The following is a 20,096-nucleotide window of genomic DNA, read 5'->3' as shown; positions in this document are numbered from 1 at the left end:
CCTCGGGTGTCCGGCATTCAGGAACGGGTCTGCACCCGCGTGAGGTCGTTGCTGACGGCGGCGGCCGTCTCGAGCAGCGGAGGCAGCAGATCGGTGCGCACGGCCTCGGCCGTGTAGCGGGCGGCGTGCGTGGAGATGTTGACCGCCGCGCAGACCTGCCCGGTGTGGTCGCGGATCGGGGCGGCCAGGGATCGCAGGCCTTCCTCGAGTTCCTGATCGACCAGGCAGAATCCGGCGGTGCGAGTCCGGTCGACCTCCTCGCGGAGCCGGTCGGTGGTCAGGACGGTGCGATCGGTCAGCGGCGTGAGGGTGACTTTCGCCAGGTAATCCTCGAAGGCGTGCTCGGGCAGGCCCGCCAGCAGGACTCGGCCCATCGAGGTGCCGAAGGCCGGGAAACGAGTGCCGATGGTGATCGAGACGGTCATGATTCGGCTGACGGGCACACGTGCGACGTAGACGATGTCCTCGCCGTCCAGGATCGACACCGAGGTGGACTCGTGCACCCGGTTGGCCAGCGCCTCCAGATGCGGTCCCGCGACCTCGGGCAGGCCGAGGCCGGACAGGTAGCTGTAGCCGAGTTCGAGCACCCTCGGGGTGAGCCAGAACAGCGAGCCGTCGGTCCGGACGTAGCCGAGTTCGACCAGGGTCAGCAGGAATCGGCGGGCGGTGGCGCGGGTCAGGTCGGTCGTCTTGGCGACGTCACTGAGCGTGCGGCGCGGATGTTCGGCGTCGAAGGCGCGGATGACGGCCAAACCGCGGCCGAGTGATTGCACGTACTCCGGTGAGGCTTCGGTCATGGTCGCTGCGGTTCCTCTGTATCCGTTGGGCCGGAGGCGGTTCGGTCGGACGGTCCGGACCCGATGCCTTCGGCGAGCGCGTCCCGGCCGAGTCCGAAGGCGAGGTTACTGTTCGGCACCCCCGCGTAGATCGCCGTGTGCAGGAAAACCTCGGCCAGTTCGTCCGGCGCGATCCCGGCGCGCAGGGCCGCGCGGATGTGCATGTCGAGTTCGTGGGTGTTGCCGACGGCGGTGAGAATCGCCAGCGTCAGCAGGCGGCGGGTGTGGTGGTCCAGGCCGGCCCGGTCCCAGACGTCTCCCCAGGCGGTGCGGGTGATGAAGTCCTGGAAGGGGGCGGTGAAGGCGGTCGTGGCGGCGACGGTGCGGTCCACGTGCGCGTCGCCGAGCACCGCGCGCCGCACCCGCATGCCGCGGGCGAACGCCTCGGCCCGTTCAGCGCGCCCGGCCAGGTGTGCGGCGATCAGTGCGCTGACCCGACCGGCCTGTTCGAGATTGGCCAGATGTGCGGCGGGGTCCAGGATGTGCATTTCCGAATTCGCGATGCCCTCGGCGAGCAGACGCATATCGGCGGGGGTGGTGGCCGGGTCCTGGGCACCGGCGATCACCAGGGTGGGTGCGGTGATCCGGGCCAGGTCGGCGCGGCCGTCGAACTGTGCGAGAGCGCCGCAGCAGGCCGCGTACCCCTCGCCCGAGGTCGCCGTCACCATGGCGCGGCCGCGCGCCACCAGAGCCTGGTCGCGATCGGCGAGTGCGCTGGTGAACCAGCGGTCGACCACGGCTTCGGCCAGGGATGCGGTGCCGGCGGACCGGGCGGTCGCGGCGCGGTCGAGCCAGCTGCTTGTGGTTCCGAATTTCGCGGCGGTGCACAGCAGGGTCAATGTCCGGACCCGCAGCGGCGCGTGCGCGGCGATCCACTGCGCCACCGCGCCGCCCAGTGACAGGCCGATCAGGTGGACGCTCGCGAGGTCGAGCCGGTCCAGCAGGGCCAGCACATCCGCGGCGAGGTCGGCGACGGTGCAGTCGCCGGCGACGACGGGCGAGTCGCCGTGGCCGCGCAGGTCGACGGTCACCACGTGGTGATCGCCGGCCAGCGCCGCCACCTGCGGGTCCCACATCGACCGGTCGGAACCGAGCGATCCGAGCAGGACGACGGCGGGCGCGGTGGCCGAACCGGTTGCCCGATAGGCCAATTCGACGGTCGACCGAGTGGGATCGAGTGCGTCCTCGCCCATATCAGTTGGCTCCGTTCGGGTTTCGAGGACTCCGCGCACCGGTGGCTTCGGCCGGTGATGTTTCGCCGCGGCCGGCCAGGACTCGGTCGACGATATCCTCCGCGTGGCCCAGATAGGTTGCGGGATCGAGGAGTTCGCGTATCCGCTCGGGCGCCAGATGTGCGGTGACAGCTGGGTCGGTGTCGAGGGCGGGCGGCTCGGCGGTGGCCGCGGCGGTGACGATCTCGCGGGCGCAATCGGTGTGCTCCGACAGCGCCGCGGTCACCCGCTCGGCCAGGAGAAGTCCGTGCGTGATCCGCAGGTTGCGCGCCATCGCGCCGGGGTGCACGTGCAGTCCGCTGAGACTCTCTGCCAGCCGGTGCGCCGCGCCGCCGGTCAGTCGCAGCAGTTCGGTGACGGTTTCCCATTCGGCATGCCAGGCCCCGGCCGCCCGCTGGAATTCATGGTCCATCGCGGCGAGCGCGTCCGCCACCAGCCCCGGAACCCGGCGCGCGGCCGCGCGCGCGGTGATCGCCGCGATCGGATTGCGCTTGTGCGGCATGGCCGAGGAGCCGCCGGGAGCGTTCTCGCCGACCTCCCCGACCTCGGTCGCGGACAGTGCGACGATATCGGTCGCGATCTTTCCGATCGCTCCGGCGGCTATGCCGAGGGTGGCGGCAAGTTCGGCGACCGGGGTGCGGTCGGTGTGCCAGGGCACGCGCTGTGCGGCCAATCCGAGTTCGGCCGCCAGCGCGTCGGCGATATCCAGCCCGCAGGGATACAGTGCGGCGAGAGTGCCTGCGGCGCCGCCGAATTGGACCGGAAGGTCGGCGAGTACCGCGGTGAGCGCGAGGGTGGCCCGGTCCAGGGCCGCGCACCAGCCCGCGGCAAGGGCCCCGAAGGTGGTGGGCAGCGCCTGCTGGCCCAGTGTGCGGGCGGCCATCGGAGTGCCGCGATGGCTGCGGGCCAGGCCCGCCGCGGCGTCGGCGGCGGTGCGCAGATCGGCGATCACCAGTTGTCCCGCGCGCTGGGCGAGCAGTAGCAGGGCGTTATCGACGATGTCCTGACTCGTGGCGCCCTTGTGGACCGCGGCGGCCGGTACTCCGTGGCTCGACGCGGCGCGACGCAGTTCGGTCACGAGCGGGATCACCGGGTTGCCGCCCGCGATGGCCGCCGCACCCAGCCGGGCCGGATCGAGCATCGCGGCCACCACCTCCCCGGCCGCGCCGATCGCGTCGGCGTGTTCCCGTTCCAGCACCCCGACCCGCACCTGGGCACGTGCCAGCGCGCATTCCACCTCCACCAGTGCGGTGATCCAGGCCCGGTCGGACAACACGGCACCGAGTTCGGCCGCACCGAACAGCGGGTCGAACAGCTCGCCACGCGGCATGTCGAACTCTCCTAGAAGTAGAAGAACGGGGTTTCCGCACCCTCGGGATCGGCATCCTGGATCACGATGTCGAGGTGATAGCCGGCGTCGGTGGCGGTGGCGATCAGCCGATTCCGCCGGGCTTGCGGCAGTGCGGACAGCACCGGATCCACGGCGTTGGCGGCGGGCTCGTCCGGGAAATAGAGCCGGGTGACGAGCCGGTCGAGCAGGCCGCGCGCGAAGATCGACAGATTCAGGTGCGGCGCCTCGTCCGGGCCGTCATCGCAGGGGTTCGCACCGGGTTTGACGGTGGTGAACGACGCTGTGCCGGTGGCATCGGCGTCGCAACGCCCGAAGCCGCGGAAGGTGGGGTCGGTCTGCGGCCGCGGGTCGTCGGGATGCTCGAACACGCCGTCGCGGTTGGCCTGCCAGACCTCCACCAGTGCGTCGGCGACCGGGACGCGGGCGCCATCGGTAACCGTCACAGTGACGGTGATCGCCCCGGCGGTGCCGGGCGGAACGACATCGGGCCCATCGGGCCACGGCAGTCCGATGTGCAGGAACGGCCCGACGGTCTGCGACGGGGTCGGACCGAAGTCGACCGTGGTGAAGTCGCCCGATCGCACCGGATAGCGGGGAGCGAACTCGGTGTCACTCATCGTGGTCGTCCTCCTCGAACGGCGTCGCCTCGCGACCCCGCAGCACAATGTCGAAACGGAAGCCGAGCGCCCAGTTGTCGGTGGTCGCTTCGTAGTCGAACACGCTGACCATGCGGTGGCGGGCGGCCTCGGGAACGGAGTTGTAGATCGGGTCCTGGAAGAACATCGGATCGCCCGGAAAGTACATCTGTGTCACCAGACGCTGGGTGAAGGCGCGCCCGAACAGCGAGAAATGGATATGCGCCGGACGCCAGGCGTTGTGGTGGTTGCGCCACGGGTAGGCGCCCGGCTTGATCGTGGTGAACTTGTAGCGCCCGTCGTTGTCGGTGAGCACGCGACCGACCCCGTCGAAGTGCGGATCCAGCGGCGCCGGCCACTGATCGGCCTCGTGCCGGTAGCGACCGCCCGCGTTGGCCTGCCAGACCTCCACCAGGGTGTTCGGCACGGGTTTGCCGTCGCTGTCCAGGACCCGGCCGTGCACCACTATCCGCTGCCCGATCGCCTCGCCGCCCCGGGCCATGGTCAGGTCCGCGTCCGCCGCGCTGACCCGGCCCTCGCCGAGGACCGGGCCGGTGAGTTCACCGAGTCGCTGCGGCAGGAAGACCAGCGGCTGTTTCGGGTGACGCAGCGTGGAGGTGCGGTAGTCGGCGAAATCGAGCGGAACATCCTCGCTCTTCTCGGTACCGCGATAGCGGGGAGGCAGGTGAAGCATGCGCACGACCTCATGTTCGGTATGTGGACAACGATGCGGAATGCGAACAGCATAGGACGAGCAGCATCTCGAGACAACCACGCGATCCAGAGATGTTCGCCATACGAACGTTGGTTCATATTACGCACGCAACACGCTACAGTGGACGGCGTGATGGATAAAGTCATTGGCACAATCGCCGAAGCGGTCGCCGATATCCCGGACGGCGCGTCACTGGCCGTCGGTGGATTCGGTTTGGTCGGCGTCCCCGAAGCGCTGATCAACGCGCTGCTCGCGCAGGGCGCCCGCGAGCTGGAAGTGGTGAGCAACAACTGCGGCACCGCCGGTTTCGGCCTCGGTGTCCTGCTCGCGGCGCACCGGATCCGCCGGACCATCAGCTCCTATGTCGGCGCCAACGAGGAGTTCGCCCGCCAGTACCTGTCCGGCGAACTCGAGGTGGAGCTGACCCCGCAGGGCACGCTCGCCGAACGGATGCGCGCCGGAGGGGCCGGCATTCCCGCGTTCTTCACGCCGGCCGGGGTCGGAACACAGGTGGCCGAGGGCGGCCTGCCGCTGCGTTACGACGGCGCCGGGGGCGTCGCGGTGGCGAGCCCGCCGAAGGAGACCCGGGAATTCGACGGCGTGACCTATGTGCTCGAGCGCGGCATCGTCACCGACTACGCGCTGGTCCACGCCTGGAAGGGCGACCGGCACGGCAATCTCGTCTATCGGGCCAGCGCCCGCAACTTCAACCCGCCCGCGGCCGCGGCCGGCCGCATCACCATCGCTCAGGTCGAGCATCTGGTGGAGCCCGGCGAACTCGACCCCGACCAGGTGCACACCCCCGGCATCCAGGTTCAGCGGGTGGTGCACGTGGGCAAGGTGCAGGTGGGAATCGAGAACAGGACGGTACGCGCGTGATGTTGACCCGCGAACAGATGGCGGCCCGGGTCGCGGCAGAACTCCAGGACGGCCAGTACGTCAATCTGGGCATCGGCATGCCGACGCTGGTCCCGAACTACCTGCCCGACGACATCACCGTCGTCCTGCACTCGGAGAACGGGGTCCTGGGCGTGGGCCCGTATCCCACCGAGGCGGAACTCGACCCCGAACTGATCAATGCCGGCAAGGAAACCATCACCGTATTGCCCGGCGCCTGCTACTTCGACTCCGCCCAGTCGTTCGGCATGATCCGCGGCGGTCAGGTCGACGTGGCCGTTCTGGGCGCGATGCAGGTCAGCGCCCACGGCGACCTGGCCAACTGGATGATTCCCGGCAAGATGGTCAAGGGAATGGGCGGAGCCATGGACCTGGTGCACGGCGCGCGCCGGGTGATCGTCATGATGGAGCACCGTTCCCGTGCCGGGGAGCCGAAGATCGTCGAGCAGTGCACCCTGCCACTGACCGGAACCGGCTGCGTGGACCGGATCATCACCGATATGGCGGTCCTGGACGTCACCGAGAGCGGACTGGTGCTCGTTGAGACCGCGCCCGGGGTGACCGTGGCCGACGTCCGCGCGGCCACCGGCGCCCCGCTCGAGCCGGCGGCCGAGTTGGTGGAGTCGGCGAGCTGAATGCCGGGCGCGGTGGCCGAGGTTACCGGTCCCGCTGGATGACCGGCATTTTCGCCGTCGCTCGCCGGATCACGTCGAGGAACCAGCGCTGCGCGGCGCCGCCCTCGGGCGCGTGGCGCGTATAGGCGGCGACTTCCACCGGCTCGATCGGCCAGGGCAACGGGAAGATCCGCACGACATGGGTCGGGGCCAGTGCCCGCGCGACCCGCTCGGGCACGATCGCGACCAGGTCACTGTCCCGCACCACGTACGGCAGGGTCGCGAACCGGGTCACCCGGACCGCGATGCGGTCCTCCAGCCGCTGCTCGACCAGGGCTTTGCGCGGGCCGGGATGCCCGGCGCTGCCGTCCACCACCACGTGCCGCTCCCGCTCGAGGTCCGCCGAGGTCGGAGCGGCAGCGCGCAGCCGGGGATGGCCGGCCGCGATCATTCCGACGTACCCCTCGGTGAACAGTGGCGTGCGCCGCAGGCGCGGCGAATCGAGCACGGGACTGGCCACCACGGCGTCCAGCTCGCCGCGGGTCAGCTGGTCGGTCGCGGTCTCGAGATCGAACGCGCGCACGCGCAACCCCGCCGATGGCGCCCGGGTCGCGAGCTCGGCCAGCACCAGCGGAAGTACCGTGACCTCGCCGAGATCCGAAAGCCCGAGAGTGAACCGGGTCGGCCGGGTCTGGTCGAATTCGGCTGTGGCGCCGAGTGTTTCGGTGAGTTCCGCCAACGCCGCGCGCAGCGGTGGATACAGGCGCTCGGCCTCCGATGTGGCGATCAGCCCGCCGGACCCGCGGACGAAGAGTTCGTCGCCGAGGCGCCGGCGCAATTTGCCGAGACCGTAACTGACGGTCGGCTGTGTGACGCCGAGGAGGTCGGCCGCGGCCGTCACGCTGCGCGTCTCGTAGAGCAGGACGAAGGTGCGCACCAGGTTGAGGTCGAAGTCGGCCGCCATAGATCTCCTCTATATCACTTCGGAAAAACATCTATTGGATTTCTGACGTACCCGACTTTAGTGTGAGTACCAGCACCTCCGCGGGGCGATTGTGACCCCGGAGACACAACTGAAGTTCCGCCGAGAAGTATTCGCGGACTTCTACTTTCGCGGCGATGGCCGCGATCGGATCGCCGGCCGGTCATGCCGCGCCGCACCGGATCCGGTGCGAAGAGCCAGGCGGTCCCGACTTTCGAGGAGTACACGCACATGTCGATCACCCGCACCCAGGTCGCCGTCGTCGGCGCCGGCCCGGCCGGACTTCTCCTGTCCCACTTGCTTTTCCGATCGGGGATCGACTCGGTGGTGGTTGATCTCCGCAGCAGGCACGAGATCGCCGCCACGATCCGCGCGGGCATCCTCGAAGCCGGATCGGTACGCACCCTGGTGGACAGCGGCGTGTCCGACCGGGTGATCACCGACGGCGACCGCCACGACGGTGTGGTACTCCGATTCGACGGCGACAATCACCGCATCGACTTCAAGGAACTGGTCGGTGAATCGGTCTGGCTGTACCCGCAGAACGATGTCTTCGCCGACCTGGCCGCCCGCCGCGAAGCCGACGGAGGCGACGTCCGCTACGGCGTCGGCGACACCGCCGTCGACATCTCGGCCGAACGCCCGATCGTCACGTTCACCGGCGCCGACGGCCGCCCGGCCCGGATCGAGGCGGATCTGCTGATCGGCGCCGACGGTTCCCGGTCGATCTGCCGCAAGGCCTTCCCCGCGGGTACCCGGACCGAATGGTTCCGCGAATATCCCTTCGCCTGGTTCGGTTTCCTCGCCGCCGCGCCGCCCTCGCATCCGGAACTGATCTACACCCACTCCGAACACGGTTTCGCCCTGGTCAGCCAGCGCACCACGACCATGCAGCGGATGTACTTCCAGTGCTCGCCCGACGAACGTCCCGACGACTGGGACGAGATGCGAATCTGGGCCGAGATGCGCCGCCGAGTCAACGGCAACGGCTTCGAAATCGTCGAGGGGCCGATCACCACGAAGATGGTGCTGCCGTTCCGGTCCTACGTCACCGCGCCGATGCGGCACGGCCGGTTGCTGCTCGCCGGCGACGCCGCGCACACCGTCCCACCCACCGGCGCCAAGGGACTCAATCTCGCCGTGGCCGATGTGCGCGTGCTGCACGAGGCCATCACCGATTTCCTGACCACCGCCGACGAGCGAGCGCTCGACCGCTACACCGAGCGGGCCCTCGACCGAATCTGGAAGGCCCAGCATTTCTCCTACTGGATGACCACGATGCTGCATTCGGTCCAGGGCGCATCCTCGTTCGACACCGAGCGCCAGCGCGGCGAATTGGCGATGCTGACCGGATCCCGCCACGGCGCAGCGTATTTGGCCGAGGCGTACACGGGCTGGCAGTCGGCTGCCTAGCATTCCCGAGCGTCACCCGCTACATCAGGAGTTCTGCATGACCACCACCGAACCGGCCGGCACCGCCTGGCACGGCGCACTGTTCGACGGCTCCTTCCGCACGGTGTCCGACACGCTGCCGGTGACCTCGCCCGCGACGGGTGCGATCCTCGACACCGTCGGCGCGGCCGGACCCGAAGACCTCGACCGCGCCGTCCGAGGTGCACTCGAGGCGCAAAGCGACTGGGCCGCAAGACCTTACGACGAACGGCAGACCGTGCTGCTGCGCGCCGCGCAGTTGCTGAGCGAGAATCCGGAGCGCCTGACCTCCTGGCTGGTCGCCGAGGCCGGATCCGGCCGGGGCAAGGCCGCGTTCGAGGTTGGCCTGGTGGTCGGCGAGTTCCGCGAGTGCGCCGCGCTGGCCTCGCACCCGTACGGCGAGATGCTGCGGTCGAGCAGACCGCGCTTGTCGGTGGCTCGCCGGGTGCCGGTCGGTGTGGTGGGGGTGATCTCGCCGTTCAACTTCCCGAGCATTCTGTCCATGCGCTCGGTGGCGCCCGCGCTCGCGCTCGGCAACGCGGTGATCCTCAAACCCGATCCGCGCACCTGCGTTTCCGGCGGTCTCGCACTGGCCGAATTGCTGAGCGAGGCCGGTCTGCCCGCGGGTCTGCTGCACGTCCTGCCCGGCGGCGGCGACCTGGGCGCGGCGATGGTGTCCCATCCCGATATTCCGTGCCTGTCCTTCACGGGTTCGACCGCGGCCGGGCGCAAGATCGCCGCCGCGGCGGGCCCGCTGTTGAAGAAGGTGCACCTGGAACTCGGCGGGAACAACGCGCTGCTGGTGCTTCCGGACGCCGACATCGATGCCGCCGCGGCGGCCGGCGCGTGGGGATCGTTCCTGCATCAGGGCCAGATCTGCATGACCACCGGCCGCCACCTGGTGCACCGTTCGATCGCCGGGCACTATATCGCCGCCCTCGCCGAGAAGGCCCGCACCATTCCGGTCGGCGATCCGGCCGACCGGGGCAACGCGCTGGGGCCGATCATCGACACGAATCAGCGCGACCGCGTGCACGGCCTGGTCACCGCGGCCATCGAGGCGGGCGCGACGCTAGCCGCCGGCGGCGAATACACCGATCTGTACTACCGGCCGACCGTGCTGACCGACCTCGGCGCCGACAATCCGGCCTGGTCGCAGGAGATTTTCGGCCCGGTCGCACCCGTGCTCGTCTACGACACGATCGAGGAGGCCATCGATATCGTCAACGCCTCCGAATACGGTCTGTCGGTCGGCATCCTCACCGGCGACGCGTTCAAGGCCTACGAACTCGCCGACCGCATCCACTGCGGCGCGGTGCACATCAACGATCAGACCGTCGACGACGAGGCGGTCATCCCGTTCGGCGGAATCAAGGCCTCCGGGGTCGGCGGACGTTTCGGCGGACCGACCGCGAACCTCGATACCTTCACCGAAACCCAATGGGTGACAATGCAATCCGAAATCGCGCGGTATCCGTTCTGAAGCGGTCCCCGCACGTCGCGTTCATGGTCCGGCCGGGCCGGCGCGATCCGGGTACTCCGGGCCGCCATCCTCGATCGCGGCCGTGAACCTGGCGGTCCAATTCCGCACCCGCGCAACCAGTTCCGGCGGGTGCAGGATTCGGAAGTCGGCGTCCACCACACCCAGGGCCATGGTGGGCCAGTCCAGTGAATCCGCGGTGATCCGTACCCGGCAGCGCCCGGAGTCGAGTTCCTCGACGGTGCACCAGCGGCCGATCCGCTCGCGAATCGTGTCGGCGGAGGCATCGACGAGCACCTCGACCCGGTACAGGTTGGGCAGGTTGTCCATCCCGGACCGGACGAACTCCGCGGCATCGGCGGCCGGAAGGTCGCGGGGAAGGAAACGGGAACGGTCGCCGACCGGGTCGGTGACCCGGTCCACCCGGAAACTGCGCCAGTCGTGCCGGGTCAGATCGTAGGCCACGAAGTACCAGCGCCGGCCCAGCGAGACCAGCCGATGCGGTTCGACGTATCGCTCGGTGCGGCGAGCGTCGGCGGCGGTATAGGCGAAACGCAGCCGCTCGCTGTCACGACAGGCCAGGGCGATCGTGGTGAGCACACCGGTATCGACGGCGGGGCCGGGCTCACCGTTCCAGCCGCCCGCGATCGTCATCGCCCGGATGGCGTCCACCCGGCGGCGCAGCCGCGGCGGCATCACCTGCACCAGCTTGGCCAGCGCACGCACCGACGCCTCCGCGACGCCGGGCGCGGTCGTCCCGGTGGCGGCCTGCAGGCCGACCACCAGCGCGACCGCCTCCTCGTCGTCGACCATCAACGGCGGCAGCGCGGCGCCCGCGGCCAGCTGGTAGCCGCCCTCGACGCCACGGCGCGCCTGCACCGGATATCCCAGCGCCCGCAGCCGATCCACGTCACGGCGCAGGGTTCGCGCCGACACCCCCAGCCGTTCGGCCAGCTCGAGGCCGGGCCAGTACTTGTGCGTCTGCAACAGGGACAGCAGGCGGAGCGTCCGCGTGCTCGTATTCGCCATATCTCGATTATGGGTTTCATTCAGGACAGAAAGTGACCGCTATGGGCCATAGCGTGGTCCACGAACCGAAGGAACACTCACGAAAGGCGAACACCATGGCCGACATCTCCACCCTCGACACCGCGAAGACCGGCAGCGTCCGCACCGGCGAACGCGCCGCCCTGCTCGCCCAGCTCGCCAAGGTCCGGCACTTCCTGCGTTTCACTGTTCGCGACCTGTCGGACCAGCAGCTCGCGCTGCGCCCGACCCCGAGCGAGCTGTGCCTGGGCGGCTTGATCAAGCACGTCACCTCGGTGGAACGGGGCTGGGCGAATTTCATCCTGGAGGACAGCCCGGCGATGAAGGACTTCGACGATATGACCGAGGAGGATTTCGCCCGCCGCGCCGACGAATTCCGCATGCTGCCCGGTGACACCCTGGCCGGAATTCTCGCCGACTACGCCGAGGTTGCCGCGCGTACCGACGAAATCGTCACCAGCGCAACGGATCTCGACCTTTCCATCGAACTGCCCACAGCGCCGTGGTTCCAGGACACCCACTGGTCCGTCCGGCAGGTGCTGCTGCACATCATCGCCGAGACCGCCCAGCACTCCGGCCACGCCGACATCATCCGCGAGGCAATCGACGGTTCCAAGACGATGGGCTGACGCGGCGTCGTCCCGGCCCCGAGACTATTTGTCCCAGGCCAGCGCGAGAAACAGGCGCGCGCGTTCCCGGGGCGAATCGAGGCGGTCGCCGAACAATTCGCGCAGCCGGTCCAGGCGGTAGCGCACGGTCTGCGGATGAATATTCAGCTCCTGTGCCATCGCCTGCCGGTTGCCCATATTCCAGATCCAGCTGCGCAGGGTTTCGTTGAGGCGCTCGCGCTTTCGATCGGGCACGTCCCGCAGCGGTTGCAGAACCTGGTCGCGAAGCAGCGAAAGCAGCCACTCGTCACCATTGGCGATGAGGGTGTCGAACTGCTCACTGATCAGAATGGGGCGGCCGGCGAGCAGTCCGGCTCGCTGCAGCCGCAGCGCGGTTCGGGCGATGCGCAGGCTCGCGGGCAGCAGATCGGGCGACATCGGATGACCGATGACCACACCGCGCCCGCCGAAGGCCGCCGCGAGCCGGCTCGCCTGGGCGTCCGCGGTGGGGTCCGGCACGATCGCCCCGACGAATTCGGGCCGCCGGATCGGCAGCGAATTGATGCCGAGATGATCGATCACATCGCACGCGTCCGCATCGTCGATATCGGCGACGACGACACTGACTTCGGCGGGAAGGCGCCACCCGGCCTGCTGGGCCGCCGCCCGGATCGCGACGGCGTTCGCCCGGCCCGACAGCAACATGTGCGCCAATTCCTCGCGACGGCGTTCCCGGGCGGCGCTGGAGGCGGACTGTTCGAGCACATATCCGCGGGCGGAAGCATTGGAGAACTCGTCCACGAACGCGAAAACGGCCTCGGCGAGCGCGGCGATCGCCTGTGGTCCCAGATCGAGCTTCAACACGGTTTCCGAGACCTTGTGCCAGGCGGCGCGGGCGCCCACCTGATAGGCGCCGAGCAGTTCCGACAACTCCGCGCCGTCCCGGAACTGCTGCCGACCGATCTGTTCGAAAACCATTTCGGTGCGGGAATTTCCCGCACCCGCATCGCGACTCTGCCCGGCCGGCCCCCATTCGGCCAGGTCGAGCAGGCGATGCACGAACAAGACACCGACGTCCGCGATCTCGGGGTTGTGCTCGTCGAGAAACTCCGCGTATTCCGGCCATTCCGCGGCCAGTAGATCTCGGACCTCCCCGAGCAGTTCGGGCATCCTAGTGTCGAGTTCCTCCGCGAGTTGCTCGAGTACTTCCGGTGTTACCGGAAGTTCGTCGGAAATGTTGCTCATTCGCATCCTTCCCGATCGATTGCTCCGCCGATGATAAAAAAGGCTTCTGGAAATCACTCGATTCGTTCAAGATTAGAATCCGATGTGAGTTCACCATCGAAGAATGGACTCAGCGACAACCGAGACCGCCAGGTTTCGTGCCCGGGAAGCGGGTGAGAACTTCCCGGTCGTGCTCCGGTGGCTGCCCTCCCAGCCGCGGCGACATCTGCACGCCGTGTACGCAACTGTCAGGCTAATCGACGATACCGGCGATCGGGTGCCGGGCGACCGCTTCGCGCAATTGCGCGCCCTGCGGGCCGACCTGGCCAAGGTGTGGGCCGGCGCCGAGCCGGACAACCCGGTGCTGCGCGCGCTCGCACCCACCGTCACCGCGTGCGGGTTGTCGCAGGAGCCGTTCCAGGACCTCGTCGAGGCGAATCTGATCGACCAGCGGGTCACCGCGTACGCGACGTTCGAGGACCTGCTCGACTATTGCCGCTTGTCGGCCGATCCGGTCGGCCGGATAGTGCTGCGGGTATTCGGTCAGGCCACACCGCTGACCGAGGCGTTGTCCGATCGGGTGTGCTCGGCGTTGCAGGTGCTCGAGCACTGCCAGGACGTCGCCGAGGATCATGCGGCCGGGCGGGTCTACCTTCCGCGCGACGATCTGGCCGATCTGGGCGTCCCGCCGCGAGACCTGGCCGCTGACGGGCGTGCCGGACTGAGCCGGCGCGCCGTGGTTGCGCGGCAGGTCGATCGGTCGGCCCTGCTGCTCGACGAGGGGGCAACACTGGTCGGCGAGCTCACCGGATGGGCCCGGATCGCCGTGGCGGGATATGTGGCCGGCGGGCATGCGACGGTCCGCGCGCTGCGCGCGGCCGGCTGCGATGTCTGGAGCACACCGGTGACCCCGCGTCGCGCCGACATTCTGCGATCGATGGCCCGCCAGCTCGGCCGGACCAAGGCGGTGTCGCGATGAACGCGCCGGCTGCGTGGCCCCGGGACGCCGCGTTCACCGTCGACGGCGCCTACACCGCGTGCGAGCAGATCACGCGGACGGAGGCGAAGAACTTCTACTACGGCATCCGGCTGCTGCGGCCGGACAAGCGCTCGGCATTGTGCGCGCTCTACGCGCTGGCCCGCCGAATCGACGATATCGGCGACGGCGAGCTGGCGCCGGGCGACAAGAGCGAGGCGCTGTCGACCTTGCGTGCGGGCCTCGCCGATCCGGCCGCGAGCACGGATCCGGTGCTGCTCGCCGTGGCCGACGCCGCGCGCCGTTACCCGGTGCCGCTCGAGGCCTTCGGCGAGATGATCGACGGCGTGCAGCAGGACGTGGACGGCGTCCGCTATGCCGATTTCGCCGAACTCACCGAGTACTGCCGCCGCGTGGCCGGAACGGTGGGCCGGCTGTGCCTGTCGATCTTCGGCGCCGGCGACGATCCGGATCTGGCGCGGTATGCCGACCAGCTGGGAATCGCCCTGCAGCAGACCAATATTCTGCGCGACATCCGCGAGGATCTGCTCAACGGCCGCGTCTACCTCCCCGATGACGAGCTGGAACGGTTCGGTGTGCGCCTCGAACTCTGTCCCTCGGGCGTCCTGGCCGATCCCGATGGCGGACTGGCCGCGCTGATCCGCCATGCGGCGGATCGTGCGGAGAACTGGTACTGCCTCGGGTGGCGCCTGGTACCGCGGTTGGACAGCCGCAGTGCGGCATGTTGCACGGCGATGGCCGGCATCTACCGGCGCCTCAACGCCCGGATCAGGGAGAATCCGGTCGCGGTCTACGATCGGCGGCTGTCGCTGACCGGGCTGGAGAAATCCCGCGTCGCGTCGGGCACGCTGCTGCGCACCTCGGCCGCGGCGCTGGCGGGCCACATCCGACCGGGAAGGTACGCATCCCGGCAATCATTCGCGGCCGCCGAATCCGGTGCGACCGTGACGAGGGTGAGCGACGTTCCACCCCGGATCGGTACGCCGGCGCCGAAGGTCGTCCCGCCGCCACAACAGACCCGCGCCGGCTCGCCCGACGCGGCCGACGTCCCTGCGCCGCACCGCAACGGGGATGCTCGGCACGCCGGCACAGAAGAACCCGGAAACAGCGCGGTCGAGCCGCCGAGCGGAGCGGAAGTGATTGCGCCGCAGCCAGATACGGTGACACCGGGCATACCCGGCGGGTCCGCCGCCACCGGCGCGCGAGCATCGAGGACCGCCCGATGACCGCGAGCGTGGTGGTCGTCGGAGGTGGCCTGGCGGGCATCACCACAGCGCTGGGATGCGCGGATGCCGGGTATCGCGTGCAACTGTTCGAGTCCCGCCCCTGGCTCGGTGGGCTGACCTACTCGTTCGACCGCGGCGGCTTGTGCGTCGACAACGGCCAGCACGTGTTTCTGCGCTGCTGCGAGCGCTACCGGATGTTGTTGCACCGGTTGGGCGTCGAGGAATCGGTGCGATTGCAGCCGCGGCTGGACATTCCCGTGCACGGCCCCGGAGCCACGGCCCGGCTGCGCCGGCAGCCGTTGCCCGCGCCGCTGCATCTGAGCTGGACGCTGCTGCGATACCCGTGGATGTCGACCGCGGCCCGGGCCCGGTTCGTGCGGGCCGCGCTGGCGCTGCGGGCGGTCGATGTCACCGATCCGCGAACCGATGCGGCCAGCTTCGGCGATTGGCTGCGCGCACACGGGCAGAACCGCGACGCCATCGAGACCCTGTGGGATCTGGTGGGCATCGCCACCCTCAACGCCCGCGCCGACGATGTCTCGCTGGCGTTGGCCGCCACGGTATTTCAGATCGGCCTGCTGACCAAGGCCGATGCCGCCGATATCGGCTGGTCGCGGGTGCCGCTGCGACGACTGCACGCGGATCCTGCCCACGCGGCATTGTCGAATGCCGGTGTGCCGGTACGGCTCCGGGCGAAGGTTTCCGCGATACGCCCGGCCACGGGCCGCTGGACCGTCTCGGTCGATGGCGCCGAATGTCACGCCGACGCGGTGGTGCTCGCCGTACCGCACCGCGGCGCGGCTGCTCTGCTACCGCCGCACGCCCTGACCGCACCGCCGAATTGGGCTGCGGCGCTGGGGAGTTCACCGATCATCAATGTCCACGTGGTCTACGACCGGACAGTGCTGCCGGAGCCCTTCCGTGCCGGTGTCGGCACCGTGGCCCAATGGGTCTTCGATCGCACCGCCGCGGCCGGGCTGCGGGACGGGCAGTATCTCGCGGTCTCGGTGTCGGCCGCCGACCAATTCGTCGACCGGCCGACCGCCGAGCTGCGGGAGACGTTCCTGCCCGCCCTGCACCGGCTGATACCCGACACGCGGACCGCGCACGTGCGGGACTTCTTCGTCACCCGCGAACCGCATGCGACTTTCCGGCCCGCCCCCGGAACGGCCCGGCTGCGTCCAGCGGCGGCCACCGCGTACCCCGGGCTGTACCTCGCCGGCGCCTGGACCGACACCGGCTGGCCGGCCACCATGGAAGGGGCGGTCCGAAGCGGGGAAGCGGCTGTGGCGCAATTGGTTTCCGATTTCGCCGCGACCGGGGCGGGACGTCCGGCGAGCGCGCCCGACGGCCGCACCGGCGTTCGGGAGACGGTCCGATGACGGCCACGATCGTGCCGGCGGCCGATTCCGGCAGTGCCGCGGTGCGCTCGGCGCTGCACGAGGCCGTCTCCCGGCTCGACGACACCATCCGGCCCATGGCCGCGTATCACCTGGGCTGGTGCGACGAGCACGGCAGGCCCAGCGCGGCCGACGGCGGCAAGTCGATTCGGTCCCGGCTCACCCTGCTGGCCGCCCGCGCGGCCGGAGGCGACGAACGCTGCGCGATACCCGGCGCGGTCGCGGTGGAACTGGTGCACAACTTCTCGCTCGTGCACGACGACCTGATGGACCGCGATGCCACCCGGCGGCACCGCCCGACGGTGTGGGCGGTCTGGGGCGATGCGATGGCGCTGCTGGTCGGTGACGCGATGCTGACGCTGGCGCACGCGGTGCTGCTGGACACCGGTACGCCGCGCAGCATCACGGCGACCCGGATCATCGGTACCGCCACGCAGGAGCTGATCCGCGGCCAAGCCGCCGACATCGATTTCGAACGTCGCGACGACGTGAGCCTGGCCGAGTGCACCGAGATGGCGATGGGGAAGACCGCCGCACTGCTGGCGGCCGCGGCGGCGATCGGCGGGGTGCTGGCAGGCGCCGACCCGGACACGACGGCCGCGCTCGAGCGCTTCGGCCGCGATATCGGCATCGCCTTCCAGTTGGTGGACGATCTGCTGGGCATCTGGGGCGATCCGGAGGTGACCGGCAAACCGGTGTTCTCCGATCTGCGCGCCCGCAAGAAGACACTGCTGGTCACCTGGGCCGTCGAATCCGGGCGGGCGGAGGGGCGCGCGCTGGCCGAATGGCTCGCGCGCCCTGGGGAACCCGGGCAGGACGAGGGGGCCGCGGCGGCCGGACTCGTCGAGGCCAGCGGCGCCCGCCGATGGGCGCGGGCCGAGGCGCGGCGGCGGATCACCTCGGCCACAGCCGCATTGGAGACCGCAGACATCGGTACCGACCAGCGCCGGGAACTGATCTGCCTGGCGAACTACATCGTGGAACGGAGCGCGTGACGATGACCTCGACACAATCGCACATCACGGTCCCGGACGGCCACCGTTCCGCTCCCGACGCCTTGCGCTCGGCGGTGACGCTGCTGCGCTCGGCGCAGCACGAAAAGGGCTGGTGGAAGGGCGAATTGGCGACCAACGTCACCATGGACGCGGAAGATCTGCTACTGCGGGAATTCCTGGGGATCTCCACCCCGGAGATCACCGAACCCGCCGCCCGGTGGATCCGGTCGCAGCAGCGCGCCGACGGCACCTGGGCGACCTTCTACGGCGGTCCCGGCGATCTGTCCACCACCGTGGAGGCGTGGGTGGCGTTGCGGCTGGCCGGTGACTCCCCCGATGCGGCGCATATGCGGGCGGCGGCCGAGTTCGTGCGCGAGTGCGGCGGCGTCGAGTCGAGCCGGGTGTTCACCCGGATCTGGTTGGCGCTGTTCGGCTTGTGGTCCTGGGACGATCTGCCGAACCTGCCCCCGGAGCTGATCCTTCTGCCCTCCTGGTTCCCTCTGAACGTCTACGACTGGGGATGCTGGGCTCGCCAGACGGTGGTGCCGCTGACCGTGGTCGCGACCCTCCGGCCGGTGCGTCCGTTACCGTTCGGGATCGATGAACTGCGGGTCGGCGCGCGGCCCGCACCGCACCGGCCCATCACCACCCTGGCCGGTGTGTTCCAGCGGCTGGACACCGCACTGCACGGCTACGCCCGCTTCCCGGTGCGCTGGTTGCGCGATCTGGCCATGCGGCGCGCGGCGGAGTGGATTCTGGCCCGTCAGGAGGCCGACGGCGGGTGGGGCGGCATTCAGCCCCCGTGGGTGTATTCGCTACTCGCACTGCACCTTCTGGGCTACTCCCTGGACCACCCGGCAATGCGTGCGGGGCTCGCCGGGCTGACAGGTTTCGAGGTCCGTGAGCACACGCCGGATGGCGAACTGCGCCGCCTGGAAGCGTGCCAGTCACCCGTGTGGGACACCGCGCTGGCGGTGGCCGCGCTGCTGGATGCCGGTGTGCCCGGCGACGATCCGGCCGTCCTGCGGGCCGCCGATTGGCTGCTGGGCGAGCAGATCGGTGTCGGCGGCGACTGGCAGATGCGCCGCCCCGGGCTCGAACCGGGGGGCTGGGCCTTCGAATTCGCCAACGACCGCTACCCCGACGCCGACGACACCGCCGAGATAGTCCTTGCGCTGCGGCAGGTTTGCTACCCTCCGGACGCGCCGGCCGGTCCCGATGACGAGCCCGCGGACGTCCGGTTGAAGACGGCGATCGACCGGGCGGCGGCCTGGACGACCGGCATGCAGTCCGCCGACGGCGGCTGGGGCGCCTTCGACGCGGACAACACCTCGGTCATGCCGACGAAACTGCCGTTCTGTGATTTCGGCGCGGTCACCGACCCGCCGTCGGCCGATGTGACCGCGCACGTGGTGGAGATGCTGGCGGCACTGGGCCGCCGCTCCGAACCGGCATGTCGCCGTGGTGTGCGCTGGCTGCTCGAGCACCAGGAACGCGGCGGTTCGTGGTTCGGCCGCTGGGGCGCCAACCATGTCTACGGCACCGGTGCGGTGGTCCCCGCGCTGGTCGCCGCGGGAGTGGATCCGCGGTCGCCGGAGATCCGGGCCGCCGTCCGCTGGCTCGAGGCCCATCAGAACCCCGACGGCGGGTGGGGTGAGGATCTGCGCTCGTATCGCGACCCGAGTTGGATCGGACAGGGCGAGTCCACCGCGTCGCAGACCGCCTGGGCCCTGCTCGCCCTGCTGGCCGCCGAGGAGGACTCCACCGCCGTGGACCGGGGTATCCGATGGCTCACGCAGACCCAGCGCGACGACGGGGGCTGGGATGAGGAATTCTTCACCGGCACCGGATTCCCCGGCGACTTCTACATCAACTACCACCTCTACCGTCTCGTCTTCCCGATCTGGGCACTGGGCCGCTACCTGCGGCGCGAGTCCGCCCACGCGACCAGAGCAGGGGCTGGGACGGACCGGCACGAACGAGGGCCGACGTCATGACGCGTCCCGGAATCATCTGCGCCCCTTTGCATTCGGAGTGGTCGGTGCTGCGGGGAGTCACCTCGGCGCCGCTCGTGCGCACCGGGCGCGGCCCGGACGGCCGCCTCGACGACGCGGCCTCCGGCCCGATCATGGTGGCCGGAGTCGCGGGCGGCCTCGACGCGGCCCTGCGCCCGGGCGACCTGGTCGTCGCCTCCGAGATCCGCCGCGACGGCGTGAGCCTGCCCAGCCGTGCCGCTCCATTGCTCTACGGCGCGTTGCGGCGGCTGGGCCTGCCGGCCCGCGTCGGCCCGGTCTTCTCCAGCGAGCGCATCGTCAGCGGCGCGGACCGGCACCGTCTCGCGCGCACCGGTGCGGTCGCGGTCGACACCGAATCGGGTTTCCTGGCCGCGACCGCCGTCGACGGGCAGTCGGCCGCGATCCGGGCGA

General features: G+C 69.8%; 18 protein-coding genes and 1 pseudogene. 11 read left to right on the top strand and 8 right to left on the bottom strand.

Going from position 1 to position 20,096, the window contains the following annotated elements; genetic code table 11:
- Positions 1-17 precede the first annotated feature (17 nt).
- The 5 genes from AC5WS7_RS05890 to pcaH are packed head-to-tail and all read right to left on the bottom strand — an operon-like array spanning position 18 to position 4,748.
- Positions 18-797 (bottom strand): IclR family transcriptional regulator, encoded by a 780-nt coding sequence (locus AC5WS7_RS05890; protein ID WP_495953285.1) that lies wholly within the window; start codon positions 795-797, stop codon positions 18-20.
- Entirely contained in the window at positions 794-2,029 is a 1,236-nt protein-coding gene (gene pcaDC / locus AC5WS7_RS05885) for a bifunctional 3-oxoadipate enol-lactonase/4-carboxymuconolactone decarboxylase PcaDC (protein WP_495953284.1), read from the bottom strand. The genes AC5WS7_RS05890 and pcaDC overlap by 4 nt, the downstream gene beginning before the upstream one ends.
- Before the next feature lies 1 nt (position 2,030).
- A complete protein-coding gene (gene pcaB / locus AC5WS7_RS05880; protein WP_495953283.1) occupies positions 2,031-3,398 on the bottom strand; it encodes a 3-carboxy-cis,cis-muconate cycloisomerase in 1,368 nt (455 codons plus the stop codon).
- Positions 3,399-3,409: 11 nt separating this feature from the next.
- Positions 3,410-4,036 carry a protocatechuate 3,4-dioxygenase subunit alpha gene (gene pcaG, locus AC5WS7_RS05875; protein WP_495953282.1) on the bottom strand — a complete coding sequence of 209 codons (627 nt, stop codon included), beginning with the start codon at positions 4,034-4,036 and terminating at the stop codon, positions 3,410-3,412.
- Positions 4,029-4,748 carry a protocatechuate 3,4-dioxygenase subunit beta gene (pcaH, locus tag AC5WS7_RS05870; RefSeq protein ID WP_495953753.1) on the bottom strand — a complete coding sequence of 240 codons (720 nt, stop codon included), beginning with the start codon at positions 4,746-4,748 and terminating at the stop codon, positions 4,029-4,031. The genes pcaG and pcaH overlap by 8 nt, the downstream gene beginning before the upstream one ends.
- 153 nt (positions 4,749-4,901) lie before the next feature.
- Between pcaH and AC5WS7_RS05865 the strand changes: the two genes are divergently transcribed.
- Both AC5WS7_RS05865 and AC5WS7_RS05860 read left to right on the top strand, forming a co-directional pair.
- Entirely contained in the window at positions 4,902-5,648 is a 747-nt protein-coding gene (locus tag AC5WS7_RS05865; RefSeq protein WP_495953281.1) for a CoA transferase subunit A, read from the top strand.
- The gene (locus AC5WS7_RS05860) at positions 5,648-6,301 is read left to right on the top strand and encodes a CoA transferase subunit B (RefSeq protein ID WP_495953752.1); all 654 of its coding nucleotides are present in this window, start codon (positions 5,648-5,650) and stop codon (positions 6,299-6,301) included. Before AC5WS7_RS05865 ends, AC5WS7_RS05860 begins: the two co-directional genes overlap by 1 nt.
- A 22-nt stretch (positions 6,302-6,323) precedes the next feature.
- Here the strand turns inward: AC5WS7_RS05860 and AC5WS7_RS05855 are convergent, their stop codons facing one another.
- Entirely contained in the window at positions 6,324-7,244 is a 921-nt protein-coding gene (locus AC5WS7_RS05855; protein ID WP_495953280.1) for a LysR family transcriptional regulator, read from the bottom strand.
- Between the two features lie 249 nt (positions 7,245-7,493).
- Here AC5WS7_RS05855 and AC5WS7_RS05850 point away from each other — a divergent pair, with 249 nt between their 5' ends.
- Together AC5WS7_RS05850 and AC5WS7_RS05845 are read left to right on the top strand one after the other, a co-directional pair.
- Entirely contained in the window at positions 7,494-8,675 is a 1,182-nt protein-coding gene (locus tag AC5WS7_RS05850; RefSeq protein WP_495953279.1) for a 4-hydroxybenzoate 3-monooxygenase, read from the top strand.
- 37 nt (positions 8,676-8,712) lie between these two features.
- Positions 8,713-10,176 carry an aldehyde dehydrogenase family protein gene (locus AC5WS7_RS05845; protein WP_495953278.1) on the top strand — a complete coding sequence of 488 codons (1,464 nt, stop codon included), beginning with the start codon at positions 8,713-8,715 and terminating at the stop codon, positions 10,174-10,176.
- A 21-nt stretch (positions 10,177-10,197) separates the two neighbouring features.
- Here the strand turns inward: AC5WS7_RS05845 and AC5WS7_RS05840 are convergent, their stop codons facing one another.
- Positions 10,198-11,202, bottom strand: coding sequence for a helix-turn-helix transcriptional regulator (locus AC5WS7_RS05840; RefSeq protein WP_495953277.1), 1,005 nt, complete (start codon positions 11,200-11,202; stop codon positions 10,198-10,200).
- Between the two features lie 95 nt (positions 11,203-11,297).
- Here AC5WS7_RS05840 and AC5WS7_RS05835 point away from each other — a divergent pair, with 95 nt between their 5' ends.
- A complete protein-coding gene (locus AC5WS7_RS05835) occupies positions 11,298-11,849 on the top strand; it encodes a DinB family protein (protein ID WP_495953276.1) in 552 nt (183 codons plus the stop codon).
- A gap of 24 nt (positions 11,850-11,873) precedes the next feature.
- On the opposite strand, the gene AC5WS7_RS05830 is transcribed toward AC5WS7_RS05835, so the two are convergent.
- Positions 11,874-13,073, bottom strand: a complete 1,200-nt coding sequence (locus AC5WS7_RS05830) for a PucR family transcriptional regulator (protein ID WP_495953275.1) — start codon at positions 13,071-13,073, stop codon at positions 11,874-11,876.
- 103 nt (positions 13,074-13,176) lie between these two features.
- On the opposite strand from AC5WS7_RS05830, the gene hpnC reads away from it, so the two are divergent.
- The 6 genes and pseudogenes from hpnC to AC5WS7_RS05800 form a co-directional block, all read left to right on the top strand.
- Positions 13,177-14,031 (top strand): squalene synthase HpnC, encoded by an 855-nt coding sequence (gene hpnC / locus AC5WS7_RS05825; protein WP_495953274.1) that lies wholly within the window; start codon positions 13,177-13,179, stop codon positions 14,029-14,031.
- On the top strand, positions 14,028-15,275 hold the full coding sequence (gene hpnD, locus AC5WS7_RS05820) for a presqualene diphosphate synthase HpnD (RefSeq protein WP_495953273.1): 1,248 nt from the start codon (positions 14,028-14,030) through the stop codon (positions 15,273-15,275). Before hpnC ends, hpnD begins: the two co-directional genes overlap by 4 nt.
- Entirely contained in the window at positions 15,272-16,657 is a 1,386-nt protein-coding gene (gene hpnE, locus AC5WS7_RS05815) for a hydroxysqualene dehydroxylase HpnE (protein WP_495953272.1), read from the top strand. Before hpnD ends, hpnE begins: the two co-directional genes overlap by 4 nt.
- Positions 16,654-17,670, top strand: a complete 1,017-nt coding sequence (locus tag AC5WS7_RS05810; RefSeq protein WP_495953271.1) for a polyprenyl synthetase family protein — start codon at positions 16,654-16,656, stop codon at positions 17,668-17,670. The genes hpnE and AC5WS7_RS05810 overlap by 4 nt, the downstream gene beginning before the upstream one ends.
- Positions 17,671-17,672: 2 nt before the next feature.
- The gene (gene shc, locus AC5WS7_RS05805; RefSeq protein ID WP_495953270.1) at positions 17,673-19,667 is read left to right on the top strand and encodes a squalene--hopene cyclase; all 1,995 of its coding nucleotides are present in this window, start codon (positions 17,673-17,675) and stop codon (positions 19,665-19,667) included.
- Positions 19,664-20,092 (top strand): annotated as a pseudogene (locus AC5WS7_RS05800) (phosphorylase family protein); the annotation flags it as partial. The gene shc and the pseudogene AC5WS7_RS05800, both read left to right, overlap by 4 nt.
- Positions 20,093-20,096 lie beyond the last annotated feature (4 nt).

The organism is Nocardia sp. PLKS1-43 (genome assembly GCF_059510335.1).
Note: the sequence above shows the minus strand (reverse complement) of the source record. Positions and strands in the feature narration are given on the sequence as shown.